The 16,105-nt window shown below is 71.9% G+C and carries 16 protein-coding genes; 2 read left to right on the top strand and 14 right to left on the bottom strand.

Translation table 11 applies throughout. The features are described from left to right. Positions 1-17 precede the first annotated feature (17 nt). The 12 genes from AC07AZ_RS02020 to AC07AZ_RS01965 all read right to left on the bottom strand — a co-directional run bounded on the left by AC07AZ_RS02020 (position 18) and on the right by AC07AZ_RS01965 (position 12,397). On the bottom strand, positions 18-1,130 hold the full coding sequence (locus AC07AZ_RS02020; protein WP_478842784.1) for an aliphatic sulfonate ABC transporter substrate-binding protein: 1,113 nt from the start codon (positions 1,128-1,130) through the stop codon (positions 18-20). Between the two features lie 229 nt (positions 1,131-1,359). Next, positions 1,360-2,706 (bottom strand): sulfate adenylyltransferase subunit 1, encoded by a 1,347-nt coding sequence (locus AC07AZ_RS02015; RefSeq protein ID WP_478842782.1) that lies wholly within the window; start codon positions 2,704-2,706, stop codon positions 1,360-1,362. A 2-nt stretch (positions 2,707-2,708) separates the two neighbouring features. Then, positions 2,709-3,650: a sulfate adenylyltransferase subunit CysD gene (cysD, locus tag AC07AZ_RS02010; RefSeq protein ID WP_478842780.1), complete on the bottom strand. Its 942-nt coding sequence runs from the start codon at positions 3,648-3,650 to the stop codon at positions 2,709-2,711. Continuing rightward, the gene (gene cysC / locus AC07AZ_RS02005; RefSeq protein WP_478842778.1) at positions 3,647-4,219 is read right to left on the bottom strand and encodes an adenylyl-sulfate kinase; all 573 of its coding nucleotides are present in this window, start codon (positions 4,217-4,219) and stop codon (positions 3,647-3,649) included. Before cysC ends, cysD begins: the two co-directional genes overlap by 4 nt. Further along, positions 4,216-4,926 (bottom strand): phosphoadenylyl-sulfate reductase, encoded by a 711-nt coding sequence (locus tag AC07AZ_RS02000; RefSeq protein ID WP_478842776.1) that lies wholly within the window; start codon positions 4,924-4,926, stop codon positions 4,216-4,218. Before AC07AZ_RS02000 ends, cysC begins: the two co-directional genes overlap by 4 nt. Then, entirely contained in the window at positions 4,923-5,102 is a 180-nt protein-coding gene (locus tag AC07AZ_RS01995; protein ID WP_478842774.1) for a hypothetical protein, read from the bottom strand. Before AC07AZ_RS01995 ends, AC07AZ_RS02000 begins: the two co-directional genes overlap by 4 nt. After that, positions 5,099-6,796: a nitrite/sulfite reductase gene (locus AC07AZ_RS01990; protein ID WP_478842772.1), complete on the bottom strand. Its 1,698-nt coding sequence runs from the start codon at positions 6,794-6,796 to the stop codon at positions 5,099-5,101. Before AC07AZ_RS01990 ends, AC07AZ_RS01995 begins: the two co-directional genes overlap by 4 nt. A 125-nt stretch (positions 6,797-6,921) precedes the next feature. Beyond that, entirely contained in the window at positions 6,922-7,005 is an 84-nt protein-coding gene (locus AC07AZ_RS01985) for a putative leader peptide (protein ID WP_309486338.1), read from the bottom strand. 127 nt (positions 7,006-7,132) lie between these two features. Beyond that, positions 7,133-7,705, bottom strand: coding sequence for a GNAT family N-acetyltransferase (locus AC07AZ_RS01980; protein ID WP_478842770.1), 573 nt, complete (start codon positions 7,703-7,705; stop codon positions 7,133-7,135). Between the two features lie 5 nt (positions 7,706-7,710). After that, complete coding sequence (locus AC07AZ_RS01975; RefSeq protein WP_478842768.1) at positions 7,711-9,015, bottom strand: hypothetical protein; 1,305 nt, start codon at positions 9,013-9,015, stop codon at positions 7,711-7,713. Positions 9,016-9,181: 166 nt separating this feature from the next. Beyond that, entirely contained in the window at positions 9,182-10,471 is a 1,290-nt protein-coding gene (locus AC07AZ_RS01970; protein WP_478842766.1) for a GAF domain-containing protein, read from the bottom strand. A gap of 291 nt (positions 10,472-10,762) precedes the next feature. Next, a complete protein-coding gene (locus AC07AZ_RS01965) occupies positions 10,763-12,397 on the bottom strand; it encodes an acyl-CoA dehydrogenase family protein (RefSeq protein WP_478842764.1) in 1,635 nt (544 codons plus the stop codon). Between the two features lie 378 nt (positions 12,398-12,775). Between AC07AZ_RS01965 and AC07AZ_RS01960 the strand changes: the two genes are divergently transcribed. Continuing rightward, positions 12,776-13,933: a YihY/virulence factor BrkB family protein gene (locus tag AC07AZ_RS01960; RefSeq protein WP_478842762.1), complete on the top strand. Its 1,158-nt coding sequence runs from the start codon at positions 12,776-12,778 to the stop codon at positions 13,931-13,933. A 136-nt stretch (positions 13,934-14,069) separates the two neighbouring features. Here AC07AZ_RS01960 and AC07AZ_RS01955 read toward each other — a convergent pair whose 3' ends face one another. Next, a complete protein-coding gene (locus AC07AZ_RS01955; RefSeq protein WP_478842760.1) occupies positions 14,070-14,909 on the bottom strand; it encodes an NAD(P)H-binding protein in 840 nt (279 codons plus the stop codon). Between the two features lie 113 nt (positions 14,910-15,022). On the opposite strand from AC07AZ_RS01955, the gene AC07AZ_RS01950 reads away from it, so the two are divergent. After that, entirely contained in the window at positions 15,023-15,718 is a 696-nt protein-coding gene (locus tag AC07AZ_RS01950) for a helix-turn-helix transcriptional regulator (RefSeq protein ID WP_478842758.1), read from the top strand. On the opposite strand, the gene AC07AZ_RS01945 is transcribed toward AC07AZ_RS01950, so the two are convergent. Continuing rightward, complete coding sequence (locus AC07AZ_RS01945) at positions 15,695-16,099, bottom strand: VOC family protein (protein ID WP_478842756.1); 405 nt, start codon at positions 16,097-16,099, stop codon at positions 15,695-15,697. The genes AC07AZ_RS01950 and AC07AZ_RS01945 overlap by 24 nt on opposite strands. Positions 16,100-16,105: the final 6 nt, after the last annotated feature.

Below are 16,105 nucleotides of genomic sequence, written 5' to 3'. Positions count from 1 at the left end.
CTCATCGGGGTCCGGGCTTACTTGACGCCGAGACCGGCGTCGTCGACCGGGCTCTCGCCCGCGGCCTTCAGCACCTTGTTCAGGAGCGTGAGGTCATAGATGCCGTCCAGCTTGGGGTTCTCCAGCAGACCGGCCTTGACCGCGTGCTCCGCCTCGGTGTTGAGGGTGGAGGCCAGCGGGTCGTTGGTGATCTGGATGGACTTCCACGCCGGGTCCAGGACCTCCGCCGGCAGCGCCTTGCCGGAGTCCGTCTCCAGCTGCTCGTTCGCCGCGGCCTTCGCCTCGTCCGGGTTGGCGCTGATCCACTTGTTGGTCTCGACCGACGCCTTCAGCACCGCCTCGACGGCCTTCGGGTGCGCCGTGAGGAACTTCTGCGACACGATGATGTTCGTGATCACGAACTTCTTGTCCGGCCACAGGTCGGACTCGTCGAGGAGCACCTTCGCACCCTCGGCGACCAGCTTGGAGGCGGTGGGCTCCGGCACCCAGGCGCCGTCGACGGAACCGGCCTTGTAGGCGTCCGGGGTCACCTTGTTGTCGGTGCGGACGACCGAGACGTCACCCTTGCCGCTCTCCGCGTCGACCTTCCAGCCCTGGTCCGCGATCCAGTTGAGGAACGCCACGTCCTGGGTGTTGCCCAGCTGCGGGGTGGCGATCTTCTTGCCCTTGACGTCCTTCAGGGACTTGATCTTCTTGGGGTTGACCACGAGCTTGACGCCGCCGGAGGCCGAACCGCCGATGATGCGCAGGTTCTTGCCGCCGGACTTGGTGTAGCCGTTGATCGAGGGGGAGGGGCCGATCCAGCCGATGTCGATGGAGCCGGAGTTCAGCGCCTCGATCTCGGAGGGGCCGGCGTTGAAGATCTGGTACTTCGCGGCGGTGGCGCCGAGCTCCTTCTGGAAGAAGCCCTTCTGGTTGCCGACCAGGGCGGTGGCGTGGGTCAGGTTGCCGAAGTAGCCGATCTTCACGGAGTCGAGGCCGTCGATCTTCTTGGACCCGGCGGCGACCTTGGCGTTCGAGTCGGTGTCCTTCGAGTCCGACCCGTAGCCGCAGGCGGCGAGTGTCAGAAGGGGGAGTGCGGCGGCCACGGCGATGCCACGGCGAAGGAAAGCGGTGCGGTTGGCAGGCACGGGAGGTGTTCCTCTCGTTGGCCCGGCGGTCACGGTCTCAGGTCGTGGCCGGGAGGTCGGCAGGTCTTCGTCGCTTCCGGGACGTCGGGTGGGGGGACAGGGCGCGCAGGCGGTGCGCGTACGTCATCGCGCACATCGCGCGACTCCGCCCTGTCCGCTGCCGAGGGCGCCGCTGCCGACGCGGCCGCCCTCCTTCGCGAACGTGGAGTAGAAGTCCTGGCAGTTCATGTCAGAAGTCCCACCCGTCGTCGTCGGAGGCGTCCTTGACGGGCTCGGGGGACGCGAACGACTCGCCGACCATGCCCGCCGTCAGCGTGGTGCCGTCGCTGGGGTCGATGAGGATGAACGAGCCGGTGCGGCGCGAGTCGGCGTAGGAGTCGACCGGCAGCGGCTCGGCGGTGCGGATCTTCACCCGGCCGATGTCGTTGGCGACGAGCTGCCCCGGATGCGGGTGCAGGGACAGGTCGTCGAGCGTGAGCCGGGACGGGATGTCCTTGACGATCGCCTTCACCGTGCGGGTGCCGTGCCTGAGGAGCACCCGGTGGCCGATGGTGAGCGGCGCGTCGGCGACGTGGCAGACGGTCGCCTCGACGTCCTGCGTGGTCGGCGGGGCGTCCTTGCTGGGCACGATCAGGTCGCCGCGGGAGATGTCGATGTCGCTCTCCAGCAGCACGGTCACCGACTGCGTGGTCCAGGCGACGTCGACGGGTTCGCCGAGCAGGTCGATCGCGGAGATCCTGGAGGTGCGGCCCGAGGGCAGCACGGTGACGTCCTCGCCGACGCGGAAGGAGCCGGCGGCGATCTGGCCCGCGTAGCCCCGGTAGTCGGGGTGCTCGGCGGTCTGCGGCCGGATCACGTACTGCACGGGCAGCCGGGCGTGGCAGTGCGACAGGTCGTGGATGACCGGCACCGACTCCAGGTGCTCCAGGAAGGTCGGCCCGCCGTACCAGTCCATGTTCGCGGACGGCTCCACCACGTTGTCGCCGGCCAGCGCCGAGATGGGGATCGCGGTCACCTCGGGGACGCCCAGCTCGGTCGCGTACGCCGTGAACTCCTCGGCGATCGCGGCGAACACCGGCTCCCGGTACTCGACGAGGTCCATCTTGTTGACGGCGAGGACCACGTGCGGCACGCGCAGCAGGGCGGCGATCGCGGCGTGCCGGCGGGTCTGCTCCACGACGCCGTTGCGGGCGTCGACCAGGACCACCGTCAGCTCGGCCGTGGAGGCCCCCGTCACCATGTTGCGGGTGTACTGCACGTGGCCGGGTGTGTCGGCGAGGATGAACCGGCGCCGCGGGGTGGCGAAGTAGCGGTAGGCGACGTCGATGGTGATGCCCTGCTCGCGCTCGGCCCGCAGGCCGTCGGTGAGCAGCGCGAGGTCGGGAGCGTCCTGGCCGCGGCTCGCGGAGACGCGCTCGACGGCCTCCAGCTGGTCGGTGAGGACCGACTTGGAGTCGTGCAGCAGACGGCCCACGAGGGTGGACTTGCCGTCGTCGACGGACCCGGCGGTGGCGAACCGCAGCAGGGTGGTCTCCGTCAGCTGCCAGGCCGGCAGGGGCTCGGTGGTGCTGGTCATGGTTAGAAGTACCCCTCGCGCTTGCGGTCTTCCATCGCGGCCTCGGACATCTTGTCGTCGGCGCGCGTGGCGCCCCGCTCGGTGAGCCGGGAGGCGGCGATCTCGGCGATGACGGCGTCCAGCGTGGTGGCGTCGGAGTCGACGGCGCCGGTGCACGACATGTCACCCACGGTGCGGTAGCGGACGAGCCGCTTCTCGACCCTCTCGTCGCCCTTGGGGCCGCCCCACTCGCCGGCCGTCAGCCACATGCCGGCCCGCTGGAACACCTCGCGCTCGTGCGCGAAGTAGATCTCCGGCAGTTCGATCCGCTCGCGGGCGATGTACTGCCAGACGTCGAGCTCGGTCCAGTTGGACAGCGGGAACACGCGGACGTGTTCGCCGGGCGCGTGGCGTCCGTTGTAGAGGTTCCACAGCTCGGGCCGCTGCCGGCGCGGGTCCCACTGGGAGAACTCGTCGCGCAGGGAGAAGACGCGTTCCTTGGCGCGGGCCTTCTCCTCGTCGCGCCGGCCGCCACCGAAGACGGCGTCGAACTTCTCCGCCTGGATCTTCTCGGTCAGAGGCAGCGTCTGCAGCGGGTTGCGGGTCCCGTCGGGACGTTCGCGCAGCACACCGCGGTCGATGTAGTCCTGTACGGAGGCCACATGGAGGCGCAGCCCATGGGCGGCGACGGCACGGTCGCGGTAGTCGAGGACCTCGGGGAAGTTGTGCCCGGTGTCCACGTGCAGCAGGGAGAAGGGCACCGCGGCCGGCGCGAACGCCTTCAGTGCGAGGTGGAGCATGACGATGGAGTCCTTGCCGCCGGAGAACAGGATCACCGGCCGCTCGAACTCACCCGCCACCTCGCGGAAGATGTGCACCGCCTCCGACTCCAGCGCGTCCAGGTGGGACAGGGCGTACGGCCGGACCGTACCCTCCTGCCCCCTGACCTCGGCGGCGGCCGTCATGCCAGTCCCCTCTCGGTGAGCAGCGCGTGCAGTACGGCCGCGGACTCCTGGACCGTCTGGTGCTGCGACTCGATCCGCAGGTCGGGCGACTCGGGCACCTCGTAGGGGTCGTCGACCCCGGTGAGTCCGGTCAGTTCGCCCGCCGCCTGCTTGGCGTACAGACCCTTCACATCCCGTACGGAGCACACGTCGAGCGGGGTCGCCACGTGCACCTCGACATACGCTGTCCCGCTCTCCTGGTGGCGCTTGCGCACGGCCTCACGGCTGTCGGCGTAGGGGGCGATCACCGGGACCAGCGCCGTGACGCCGTTGCGGGCGAGCAGTTCGGCGAGGAACCCGATGCGCTGCACGTTGGTGTGCCGGTCCTCGCGGCTGAAGCCGAGGCCCGCGGAGATGAACTCGCGGATCTCGTCGCCGTCGAGCACCTCGACGAGGTGGCCCTCCTCGCGCAGCCGGCCGGCCAGCTCGTACGCGATGGTGGTCTTGCCGGCACTCGGCAGACCCGTGAGCCAGACGGTGGCTCCGGTTCTCACGTGCTTCTCCTGGGTGGTGTCGGGGGTGGTCGTCATCCGTGCAGCCCGCACTCGGTCTTGCCGCTTCCGGCCCAGCGGCCGGCGCGCGCGTCCTCGCCCGCGAGGACGCGGCGGGTGCAGGGGGCGCAGCCGACGGACGCGTACCCGTCGGCCAGCAACGGGTTGGTGAGGACGCCGTGTTCGGCGACGTAGGTGTCCACGTCGTCCTGGGTCCAGCGGGCGATGGGGGAGATCTTGACCTTCCGGCGCTTGTCGTCCCAGCCGACGACCGGGATGTTCGCCCGGGTCGGGGACTCGTCGCGGCGCAGCCCGGTCGCCCAGGCCGTGTACCCCTCGAGGCCCTCCTCCAGCGGCCGCACCTTGCGCAGGGCGCAGCACAGGTCGGGATCGCGGTCGTGCAGCTTCGGGCCGTACTCGGCGTCCTGTTCGGCGACCGTCTGACGCGGGGTGAGCGTGATGACGTTGACGTCCATCACGGCCTCGACCGCGTCCCGGGTGCCGATGGTCTCGGGGAAGTGGTAGCCGGTGTCGAGGAACACGACGTCCACGCCCTTCAGGACGCGGGACGCCAGGTGCGCGACCACCGCGTCCTCCATCGAGGAGGTCACGCAGAAGCGCCTGCCGAAGGTGTCGACCGCCCACTGGAGGATCTCCAGCGCGGAGGCGTCCTCCAGCTCGCGGCCCGCCTGCTCGGCGAGCTGCTTCAACTCCTCGGCCGTACGCTCTTCCTGAGCCGTCGTCATATCTGGTCCCCTCCGCTGTCGGCCTGCTGAACGCCCCGGGCGAGCAGCCCGAGGAACTTCAGCTGGAATGCGCGGTTGCATGCCGCGCATTCCCAGGAGCCGTGGCCCTGCTCGCTCGGACGCAGGTCCTCGTCGCCGCAGTAGGGGCAGTAGAAGGGGGCGGCCCGCTCGCTCATGAGAGGGCCTCCTCGGAGGCGCGCGCCGCCCAGGCGGCGAAGCGCTCGCCGTCCTCGCGCTCCGCCTGGAAGCGCTTGAGGACCCGCTCGACGTAGTCCGGAAGTTCCTCGGAGGTCACCTTCAGGCCCCGGACCTTACGGCCGAAGCCGGCCTCCAGGCCGAGCGCGCCCCCCAGGTGGACCTGGTAGCCCTCGACCTGCTCACCGTTCGCGTCCAGGACCAGCTGGCCCTTGAGACCGATGTCCGCCACCTGGATACGCGCGCAGGCGTTGGGGCAGCCGTTGAGGTTGATGGTGATCGGTTCGTCGAAGTCCGGGATGCGGCGCTCCAGTTCGTCGATCAGCGCGGCGCCGCGCGCCTTGGTCTCGACGATGGCGAGCTTGCAGTACTCGATGCCGGTGCAGGCCATCGTGCCGCGCCGGAACGAGGAGGGCCGGGCGGTCAGGTCCAGCGACTCCAGGGCCGCGACCAGCGAATCGACCTGGTCCTGCTCGACGTCGAGCACGATCATCTTCTGTTCGACGGTGGTCCGGACGCGGCCCGACCCGTGCGCCTCGGCGAGCTCCGCGATCTTCGTCAGGGTCGCGCCGTCCACGCGGCCGACACGCGGGGCGAAACCGACGTAGAAGCGGCCGTCCCGCTGGCGGTGCACGCCGACGTGGTCGCGCCAGCGCTCGACGGGGGCGGCGGGCGCCGGGCCGTCGACGAGCGTGCGCTTGAGGTACTCGTCCTGAAGGACCTGGCGGAACTTCTCCGGGCCCCAGTCGGCGACCAGGAACTTCAGCCGGGCGCGGGTCCGCAGGCGGCGGTAGCCGTAGTCGCGGAAGATGCCGATCACGCCGGCCCAGACGTCCGGGACCTCGTCCAGCGGGACCCAGGCGCCGAGCCGGACGCCGATCTTCGGGTTGGTGGACAGTCCGCCGCCGACCCACAGGTCGAAGCCGGGGCCGTGCTCGGGGTGTTCGACGCCGACGAACGCGACGTCGTTGATCTCGTGGGCCACGTCCAGGAGCGGGGAGCCGGAGATCGCCGTCTTGAACTTGCGCGGCAGGTTGGAGAACTCCTTGCTGCCGATGAACCGGCTGTGGATCGCGTCGACGGCCGGGGTGCCGTCGATGATCTCGTCCTCGGCGATCCCCGCGACCGGCGAGCCGATGATGACACGCGGGGTGTCGCCGCAGGCCTCGGTGGTGGACAGCCCGACGGCCTCCAGCCGGTTCCAGATCGCGGGCACGTCCTCGATGCGGATCCAGTGCAGCTGGATGTTCTGCCGGTCGGTGATGTCGGCGCTGCCGCGGCCGAACTCCTCGGAGATCTCCCCGATCACGCGCAGCTGCCCGGTCGTCAGCCGGCCGCCGTCGATGCGCACGCGTAGCATGAAGTACTTGTCGTCCAGCTCCTCCGGCTCCAGGATCGCGGTCTTGCCGCCGTCGATCCCGGGCTTGCGCTGGGTGTAGAGGCCCCACCAGCGCATCCGGCCGCGCAGGTCGTTGGGGTCGATCGAGTCGAAGCCCCGCTTGGAGTAGATCGTCTCAATGCGTGTCCGCACGTTGAGACCGTCGTCGTCCTTCTTGAACTGCTCGTTGCCGTTGAGCGGGGTGAAGTGCCCCGCTGCCCACTGACCCTCACCGCGGTGACGGCTCACCTTGCGGCGGGGAGTCGCGGCAGCAGGGTCCTGCGGGGTGGCGGCCATGGTTCTACGTCCTTCGGGACAGGCGGAAAGCGGCTCTTACCTGCGGGTACGGGCGCATGCGTGTACGTGCGCGGCATTGCGCGGGATAAGGAGACGAAAACAGAGGTGTCGGGCGGCGCTGCGGCTCAGCTCGCCGGACAGATGGCGCTGGACATGCGGCCGAGATCGACGTGCCGTCGACTCACCAAGGCGATTCCAGTTCCAGACATGACGGAAGCGTGTCACGGCGTTCTGGACACAGTCCAGCTTCGTCCGACATGCGGACACCCTGGTCCCGAATGGTGAGACCGGGGTGGTGTCGGTCACAGCACCCGGAGCGGCTCGCTTCCGCCCAGGTCAGGAGGGGTGGGCACCCGGCCACGGTCCGGGCGCCGACACCTCGGCCACCTGCTCGACCTTGGTGTCGAAGAGCGTGAAGCCACGCCGCAGGTAGTTGTCCATCGCGTGCTCGCCGTCGAGGCTGCAGGTGTGCAGCCAGACCCGCTTGGTCGGCGTCAGGCCCGGCCAGCGGTCCGCGAGGTCCCAGGCCCGGGCGACACCGTACGACAGCAGGTGCCCGCCGATCCGCCGGCCCCGGAAGGCGGGGAGCAGGCCGAAGTAGACGATCTCCACCGCCCCGTCGTCCTGCGGTTCCAGCTCCGCGTACCCCGCGGGCGTGCCCCGGTCGTGAGCGACCCAGGTCTCCACCCCGGGCCGGGCCAGGTGCTCCCGCCACCGCGCGTACGTCCAGCCGAGCCGGTCGGTCCAGCGGATGTCACCGCCGACGGACGCGTACAGGAAGCGGCTGAACTCGGGGGAGGGCACCTCGGAGCGTACGATCCGCACGTCCCCGGCGGGCGCCGCGGCCGACCGGAGGTCGGTGGGTGCGGTCTGCTCCAGGGACCAGGTGGTCACGGCGATGTCGGTCATGCCGGTCAGGGAATCATCTGCCCCAGAGATCTGTCGACCGAGGCCAGGGGCAGCGCGAACAGCACGCGCCCCGACTGCGACCACAGCTCGCCGGTCTCCTCCCAGTACGACAGGGACTCCGTGCGCGGGCTCCAGCAGCGCCGGTGCGCCTCGTCCGACCCGCACCGGGTGGCCTTCGCGCCGCTCGTGCTCTGCTGCCACAGGGTGCCGTGCGCGTCCGGTGTGCCGGTGGCGCCGCCCACGTACCAGTCGGAGCGGTACGACAGGACACCGCCGATCTCGGTCGCCTTCGTCTCGTACGCCTCGCTCGCCCGGACGACTCCCGCCGGGTCCGCGCCGAGGAGGCCGGACTGCCGCTCGTCCCTGCTGAACGGGTAGCGCCACAGCAGAGCCCGCCGGTCGCCGCCCGACGGGACCCACTGGTTCACGGCCAGAGAGTCGGGCGCCGTGCTGCGGTCGAGCGAGATGCCGTCGAGGCGCGGGGCGCTCGCGCCGCCGGTCAGCCGGTAGGAGCCGACGGCCGGCAGCACGTACCGGTAGCCGTGCGCCGACCAGCCGCCGTGCACCCGGCCGACGGCGTCGGCGGCGACGGTGGTGCGCTGGATGCGGTTCATGTCGTACACGTACAGCGCGTCGCGGTCCCCGCTGGTGGTGGTGACCAGCAGTTTGTTCTCGTACCAGACCATGCCGGACAGGCGGGAGGACAGGGCGCGGTAGTCGCGTCCGCCGTCGACCGGGACGGCGAGCAGGGCCCAGGTGTAGGTGGGGTGGTTCAGGTCGTTGGCGTCCACGAAGGCGATCCGGGCCAGGTCCTGGCCCGCCGAGGCGGACCCCCGCCGGCTCCAGCCGGAGAGGATCACCCGGTTCTGGCCCCACAGGCCGTCGTCGTCGGCGTCCCCGGAGGTGGTGACCGCGCCCGGCTGCCAGCCGCGCGTGTCGGTGGCGTCCCAGCAGTAGGCGCGGGTGGCCGCCGGCTCCACCGGCAGCGACTTCCGCTCCCCGGCCGAGCAGCCGATCGCCTCGCGCAGACCGCGGTCGGCGTCCGCGAGTACCGCGCCCACGCCCACCGGTCGGCCCATCGCCGAGGCGAGCCGCTCCAGCGAGGCCGGTGCCACCGACTGCTCCCGCAGCCGAAGTTGGCCCCGGTCTGCGACGGAGAGCGCCTTCAGGGCGCCCGGGTTGTCACCGACCGTGGCCTGCGAGGCGCTGATCAGGGTGGCGGCCGCGGTCAGGGCGAGAGCGGTTCCGGCCAGGAAGGCGCGTAGTGCTCTGCCCCGCCTGCGCCTGCGGTGTCGGCCACGTTGCGTCATACGTCCTCCCGAGGCGGGCCAACTACGCCTGATGAGCCGTACGTTGATCTAGACGCAGGTGGGGTGGCCCGTACCGGGATGCTACGGCAGTCAGGGGCGCCAAGGGGCGAAGACCCTGCAAATATGCGGAAGATGCCCCGAGAGGGTGCTCAGGGTACGAACGTGCTCACGTTGTGTCATCACGCGTGCGTTCTCCCGCCACCGCCGGGGCGGTCGAGTGGGGCAGCAGATCCCGTGGGTCCGCGGGCCGGAGCACCTCGATCTCCGCGTCCTCGCAGAAACGATACGGCCGGTGTTCCAGGAGACCCCCGAGATACCGCCGTACCCGCGACATCTCGGCCCGCACGGTCACCGTGCGGCCCGGATCGCCGAACACCTCCCCGGCCAGCCCGGCGGCGCTGCGGCCACCGCGTTCCATCGCCAGCAGATACAGCAACTCCGCGTGCCGCGGGCTCAGTTCATGGGTCCAGGAACCCGCGCCGCCGGACACCGTCACCGAACGTCGGTGCGGATGCGCCAGATCCAGCACGATCCGCGCCACGCCACGAGACCGCGGCTCCTCGGCGACCCGGACCAGCCAGCCGCCCGCCAGCGGCTCCACCTCGCACTGCCCCAGCGCCGGCAGCCGCCACGGACCCGCCGACAACGGCCTGGGCAGCGCGAACCGGTTCGCGTACGGCATGCCGCTCACCGCGGCCGTCCAGCCCTCCCGGTCGACCACCACCGCCCGGCCGGTCAGCCCCGCCAGCACCGGTGACGCCACCGCGCGCAACCGCTCCAGCGAGACCTGGTGCCGCTCCCGCAACCTCGCCTCCGCGAGCTTGGCCACCGAGTCGACCCAGGCGAGCGTCGCCGGGTGCATCGTCTCCAGCGGCCCGCTCACGTCCACCACGCCGATCAGCCGGCCGTCCCGCGGGTCCGTGATGGGGGCGCCGGCACAGGTCCAGGTGGTGTGCGTCCGCACGAAGTGCTCGGCGGCGAAGACCTGCACGGGCCGCCGTACGACCGCCGGAGTGCCCACCCCGTTGGTGCCGACGACGTCCTCCCGCCAGTCCGCGCCCAGTTCGAAACCGATCCCGTCGGCCTTGCGCAGCACGGGACGGTCGCCCTCGCGCCACAGCACCCGGCCGTCCTCGTCCGCGACCACCATGATGTGGTGCGTGACGTCCGCGACCGACAGCAACCCCTCCCGCAGCACCGGCAGGACGTGCCGCAGGGCGCTGCTCTCCCGGCGCCGCTGCACCTCCTCGCGGGACAACAGGCCCGTCCTGACGTCGTGGTCGGGATCGACGCCGCCGCGCAGCATCCGCCCCCACGACTGCTCGATCACCGGGCGCGGCGCCAGCGGGGCGGGCCGTCCGGCCAGCCGGGCCGAGCGCACCTCGCTGAGTACGCGGGCCGCGCCCGCCGCGTCCACGGCGGCGAGCCGCGTCACATCGGCCGGCGAGAGCGGCACGGGTCCTCCCGGGTAGAACTCGGCACAACCGGTTCCGGACAGCGGCCGCCGCGGTCCGGACGTCCATCCTGAACGCTCCTCTCCATAGTGGCGCCGGCCGCGGCCGGAAGGGCACGGTCCGCACACGCGGACCGACACGTTGCAACCCCCTGCAACCCTGGCGGCCCGCCCCGCTCCTGCTCGAAACTTGAGCGACGCCGTCCCGAGCGGCGTTCGAGGCCTCGAACAGGCCTGGGGGCGGGGGTGGTGCCGTGTCGGCGCAGCACCACCCCCGCGCCGCGTTCCCGCGGCTCAGGACACCGGCCTGGCCCGCTCGACGAGGGCCGCCAGCGGCAGGGTCGAGGGCAGCGTCCCGAAGGCGGTGCCCGCGTCGCCGCCCAGCCGCCCGGCGCAGAACGCGTCGGCGACCTCCGGCGGCGCGAACCGCACCAGCAACGACCCCTGCAGCACCTGGGCGAGCCTTTCGGCCAGCCTTCGCGCCCGCCCCTCGACGCCGTCCAGGTCGGCGAGTTCGGTCAGCAGGCCCTTGATCGCCCCGTCCAGCCGGTGATCGGCGCCGCGCGCCGCGCCGACCTCCTGGAGGTAGGCGTCCAGCGCCGCCGGCTCCCGCCGCAGCGCCCGCACCACGTCCAGCGCCTGCACGTTCCCGGCGCCCTCCCAGATCGAGTTGAGCGGCGACTCCCGCACCAGCCGGGGCAGCCCGGACTCCTCCACGTACCCGTTGCCGCCGAGGCACTCGGCGGCCTCCACCGCCACCGGCGGACACCGCTTGGTCACCCAGTACTTGGCGGCCGGCACCGCGATCCGCAGCAGCGCCCGCTCCCGCTCACCGCCGTCGTCGTGGGCGGCCGCGAGCCGCAGCGCGAGCGTGGTCGCCGCCTCCGACTCCAGCGCGAGATCGGCCAGCACGTTGCGCATCAGCGGCTGGTCGGCCAGCTTCGCGCCGAACGTCTCACGGTACGAACAGTGGTGGACCGCCTGCGCGACGGCCTGCCGCATCAGCCCCGCCGAACCCAGCACGCAGTCCAGCCGGGTCGCGGCCACCATGTCGATGATGGTGCGCACCCCGCGCCCCTCGTCACCGACCCGGCGCGCCCACGTCCCGTCGAACTCGACCTCGGCGGACGCGTTCGACCGGTTGCCCAGCTTGTCCTTGAGCCGCTGGAGGAGGAACACGTTGCGGGTGCCGTCCGCCAGCACCCGCGGCACCAGGAAGCAGGTCAGCCCCTCCGGAGCCTGCGCCAGCACCAGGAACCCGTCCGACATCGGCGCCGAGCAGAACCACTTGTGCCCGGTCAGCTCATACGTCCCCGACTCGGCCAGCGGCCGCGCCGAGGTGGTGTTCGCCCGGACGTCGCTGCCGCCCTGCTTCTCCGTCATGCCCATCCCGAAGAGGGCCCCGGCCTTCCGGTCTGCGGGCCGCAGACCCTGGTCGTAGACCGTGGACGTCAGCCGCGGCTCCCACTCGGCGGCGAGTCGGGGGTCCGCGCGCAGGGCCGGCACCGCCGCGTGGGTCATGGACAGCGGACAGCAGTTGCCGGCGTCGACCTGGTTCCACAGCAGGAAGGCGGCCGCGCGCCGCACATGCCCGCCGGGCCGTGCCCAGGCGGCGGTCAGGCCCGCCGAGACGCCCTTGCCGAGCAGCCGGTGATAGGCCGGATGGAAGACGACCTCGTCGACGCGGTGGCCGTACCGGTCGTGCGTGCGCAGTTGCGGCGGGTGGTCGTTGGCCTGTGCCCCCCATTCCTGCACCTGGGCCGAGCCGCAGGCCCGGCCGAGGGCCGCCAGCTCGTTCCGCACCTCGTCGAGCAGATCCGGGGCGGTGTGCCGCTCCACGGCCGCCGTCAGGACACGGTCGGCGGTGAAGACGTCGTATCCGGCCAGTGGCGGGGGCTGGTTGATCACGGTGTGGGTGCTGCCTGCCATGCGGCTGAACCTACCCCCGCGGGGGGCGGGGCAGCGCCGTGACGCGGGTGGGGAGGGGGAGGTGGGGTGGGTTGGGGCCGGGGGGAGCGGACGGTCGGGTGGATGCCGAGGGCCCATACGGTCTATCGCATATTGCATGCTGAATTGCTCCGCCTACCTCAGGGGGCGGGGTGAGCCGACGGCCGGGGCCGGGTGGATACGAGGGTCGCATACGACCTATCGCATACCGCATATCGCATATTGCATACCGCATTCCTCCGCCCACCTCCGGCATCCGGCAGGGGCCGGGTTTCCGCCGCCGCGCGAGCGGGGAGCCGCTTCCGGCGGCAGGTGCCACCGCGGGTGGGTGGAGGCCCCCACGGCGGATACCTTTAGGGCGTGCAGCCAGCAAGTGAATCCCCCGAGCGGTCCTCCGGACGTCTCCACCGGGCGCGTGCCCTGTACCGGAACGTCTCGAAGCGCAGGACTGCCTGGCTGCTGCTCAAGGACACCGTCAACTCCTGCATGGAGTACCGCATCCTCGGCCTCGCGGCCGAGGCCGCGTTCTTCACCCTGCTGTCCGTGCCGCCGCTGCTGCTCAGCATGATCGGACTGCTCGGTTACGTCGACGACTGGACCGGCGCCGACAGCATCCAGAGCCTGGAGAACAACCTCCTGGAGGCCTCGCGCACGGTCCTGTCCGACAAGGGCGTCAACGAGATCGCGCAGCCGATCCTGCACGACGTGATGAAGGGCGGCCGGCCCGACGTCATCTCCATCGGCTTCCTGTTCGCCCTGTGGTCGGGCTCCCGCGCCGTGAACGTCTTCATCGACACCATCACCGTCATGTACGGCCTCGACGGCGTCCGGGGCATCGTCAAGACACGGCTGATGGCCTTCCTGCTGTTCGTCGTCGCCCTGCTGATCGGCTCGGTCGCGCTGCCGCTGATGGTGGCCGGACCGGACGCGGTGGTGAACGTGGTGCCGTGGTCGACGACCGTCGTACAGGTCCTGTACTGGCCCGTCGTCATCGTGCTGTCCATCGCCTTCCTGACCACGCTCTACCACGTGTCCGTCCCGGTGCGCTCCCCGTGGATCGAGGACGTGCCCGGCGCCCTCGTCGCGCTCGCCATGTGGGTCCTGGGCAGCTTCCTGCTGCGGATCTACCTGACCAGCACCGTCGAGGGCCCGACCATCTACGGTTCGCTCGCCGCCCCCGTGGCCGTCCTGCTGTGGATCGGCGTGTCCGCGTTCGCCGTGCTCGTCGGGGCCGCGGTCAACGCCGCCATCGACCGGGTCTGGCCGGCCGCCGCCACCGCGGCGGCCCGCGCCGCCAACGAGCGGTTGCGGGAGGCGCAGGTCGCCGAGTACGTGGCCCGCGCCGCCGCCCACCGTGAGCCCGGCCTCGAGGCTGACGACGAGGACCTCGACGACCCGGACATGCCGTCCGAGTTCCCGGAGCGCTGGTCCCGGTTCCTGCCTCCGGAGGACGTCACCTCACGGCTGCGGACCCATGTCAGGAGCACCCACCCACCGCACAAGCCGGACGGTTCCTAGTGCCGCGAGAGGCAACGTTCGCCCCGTCGCGGCGAACGTCGCCCGTCGCGGCACCAGGCCGCGGCCGAACGTTCCCGCCGGGCGGCCGACGCCCACGGCCGGACGCGACCGAGCGCCGCGGAACCGGCCGACGCGGTCACAGCTGCCAGGTTCCGGCCGCCGCGGCCTCCCGGGCGAAGTCCGTGAAGTCGCGTGGCGGGCGGCCCAGTGCCTCCCGTACCGCGTCCGACGACAGGTAGGCGTTCCGGCCGTCGAGCAGCGACTCGAGCAGCTCGACCAGGAAGTCGGCCTCCTCGGCCGGCACCCCGGACCCGGCCAGGTCGTCGCCGTGGCGGCGGGCCGACACCGCCCGGTAGGTCAGCTCGCGCCCGGTCGCCGCGGCGATCTCCGCGACCGCCTCCCCGAAGCTCAGCAGCCGCGACCCCGACACGGCCAGGCCCTGCCCCAGGTAGCGGTCGCCCGCCGTCAGCGCGGCCACCACCACGTCGGCGACGTCCCGCACGTCGATGAACGGCTCACGCACCGCACCGCCCGGGAACACCAGTTCCCCGCGCCGCCGCAGCCCCTCCAGCAGCGGCCCCTCGCTGAAGTTCTGCATGAACCACGCGGCCCGTACGACGGTCCAGTCCGCCCCCGACTCGCGCAGCGCCTCCTCGGTGGGCCGCGCCCGCGCCTCTCCCCGCGACGACAGCAGCACCAGCCGCCGTACACCGAGCCCGACCGCCTCGTGCGCGAGCAGGCCGATCGCCCGGGCGGCGTCCGGCCCGCCGACGTCCGAGGGGAAGACCAGGTAGGCGGCGTCCGCGCCGCGAAGCGTCCCGGCCCACGTCGAGGCGTCCTGCCAGTCGAAGCCGTGGCTCCGCGAGGCCGGCCGCACGCTCCATCCCGCCGCCCGCGCGGACTCCGCCACCCGGCGCCCCGTACGGCCCGAGGCACCCGTCACCACCAGCGTCATGTTCCGCGTGTTGTGCGTCATACAGGCCAGTCAACTGCCGCTCGCAGCGGGCGGCCATCGCTGCACGGTCGGCCGCTCCGCATGGAAATCGAACGAGCATGCGAATCGAATCGGCAGGGCGTAGCCTTTCGTCTGTGTACGTGGAGCGGGCGTCGGCGCTGACCGGGGCGGTCGTGTGGCGCAACGTCCTCGACGGCGACCCCGCCGTCCGGCCCGTCCTGCCGGACGGCTGCATGGACCTGCTGTGGGACGGCGACCGGTTGCTCGTCGCCGGTCCGGACACCCGTGCCCACCTTCCCGGCGCCGGCCCCGCGCACTGGGCGGGCGTCCGCTTCGCGCCCGGTACCGCGCCCGCCGTCCTCGGTGTGCCGGCCCGCGAACTGCGCGACCGGCGGGTGGAGTTGTCCGACCTGTGGCCCGTGGCGGAGGTACGGCGCCTGGGCGGCCGCATCGCCGCCGCCGCCGACCCCGTGTCGGCGCTGGAAGAGGTCGCGCTGGCCCGCGCCGCGGACGCCGCCCCGCCCGACCCGCTGACCGGGATGCTCGTCGCGGCGCTCGACGCGGGCCGGCCGGTCGCCGCAGCCGCCGATGAACTCGGCATCGGCGCACGCCAGTTGCACCGCCGCTCACTGGCCGCCTTCGGCTACGGTCCCAAGACCCTGGCCCGCGTCCTGAGGCTTCAGCGGGCCCTCGTCCTGGCCCGCGGCGGAGTGCCCCTCGCGGTGACGGCGGCCCGGTCCGGCTTCGCCGACCAGGCTCACTTCACCCGCGAGGTCAGGCAGCTCGCGGGCATGACTCCCGGGGAGCTACTGGGCCGCCGCCGGCAGTGAGGCGAACAGGTCCACGCCGTTGCCGTCCGGGTCGTGCAGTACGGCGTATCGCTGCCCCCAGAACGCGTCCCACGGCTTGAGCTCCCCGTGGTAGCCGTCAGCCACCAACTCCTGGTACACGGAGTCGACTTCGGCGGGGTCCGCGCACGACAGGCCGAGCGCTGACCGGCTCCCCCCGGACGGAGGCCGCCACCCGGCGTGGAAGGAGCGGACCGTGTCCTCGGTGTCGAGCAACAGCCGCAGCCCGCCCGGGAGTCCGGCCTCGGCGTGCGGCAGTTCCTCGGCGCCGTCGGGGAAGGTGAACCCGAGGCGCCGGTAGAACGTGACGGAGGCGGCCATGTCGGTGACGACCAGCCCGATGGCATCGAATCGCGGAGTCATGCCGCC

The organism is Streptomyces sp. NPDC043878 (assembly GCF_056435735.1).
The sequence above is the reverse complement of the archived record's forward strand: the minus strand, read 5'-3'. Positions and strand labels throughout refer to the sequence as shown.

Excerpts from the sequence above, each read along its gene's own strand:
- AC07AZ_RS02015 (WP_478842782.1), bottom strand. The coding sequence starts at position 2,706 with ATGACCAGCACCACCGAGCCCCTGCCGGCCTGGCAGCTGACGGAGACC.
- cysD (WP_478842780.1), bottom strand. The coding sequence starts at position 3,650 with ATGACGGCCGCCGCCGAGGTCAGGGGGCAGGAGGGTACGGTCCGGCCG.
- cysC (WP_478842778.1), bottom strand. The coding sequence starts at position 4,219 with ATGACGACCACCCCCGACACCACCCAGGAGAAGCACGTGAGAACCGGA.
- AC07AZ_RS02000 (WP_478842776.1), bottom strand. The coding sequence starts at position 4,926 with ATGACGACGGCTCAGGAAGAGCGTACGGCCGAGGAGTTGAAGCAGCTC.
- AC07AZ_RS01995 (WP_478842774.1), bottom strand. The coding sequence starts at position 5,102 with ATGAGCGAGCGGGCCGCCCCCTTCTACTGCCCCTACTGCGGCGACGAG.
- AC07AZ_RS01990 (WP_478842772.1), bottom strand. The coding sequence starts at position 6,796 with ATGGCCGCCACCCCGCAGGACCCTGCTGCCGCGACTCCCCGCCGCAAG.
- AC07AZ_RS01985 (WP_309486338.1), bottom strand. The coding sequence starts at position 7,005 with ATGTCTGGAACTGGAATCGCCTTGGTGAGTCGACGGCACGTCGATCTC.
- AC07AZ_RS01980 (WP_478842770.1), bottom strand. The coding sequence starts at position 7,705 with ATGACCGACATCGCCGTGACCACCTGGTCCCTGGAGCAGACCGCACCC.
- AC07AZ_RS01975 (WP_478842768.1), bottom strand. The coding sequence starts at position 9,015 with ATGACGCAACGTGGCCGACACCGCAGGCGCAGGCGGGGCAGAGCACTA.
- AC07AZ_RS01965 (WP_478842764.1), bottom strand. The coding sequence starts at position 12,397 with ATGGCAGGCAGCACCCACACCGTGATCAACCAGCCCCCGCCACTGGCC.
- AC07AZ_RS01955 (WP_478842760.1), bottom strand. The coding sequence starts at position 14,909 with ATGACGCACAACACGCGGAACATGACGCTGGTGGTGACGGGTGCCTCG.
- AC07AZ_RS01945 (WP_478842756.1), bottom strand. The coding sequence starts at position 16,099 with ATGACTCCGCGATTCGATGCCATCGGGCTGGTCGTCACCGACATGGCC.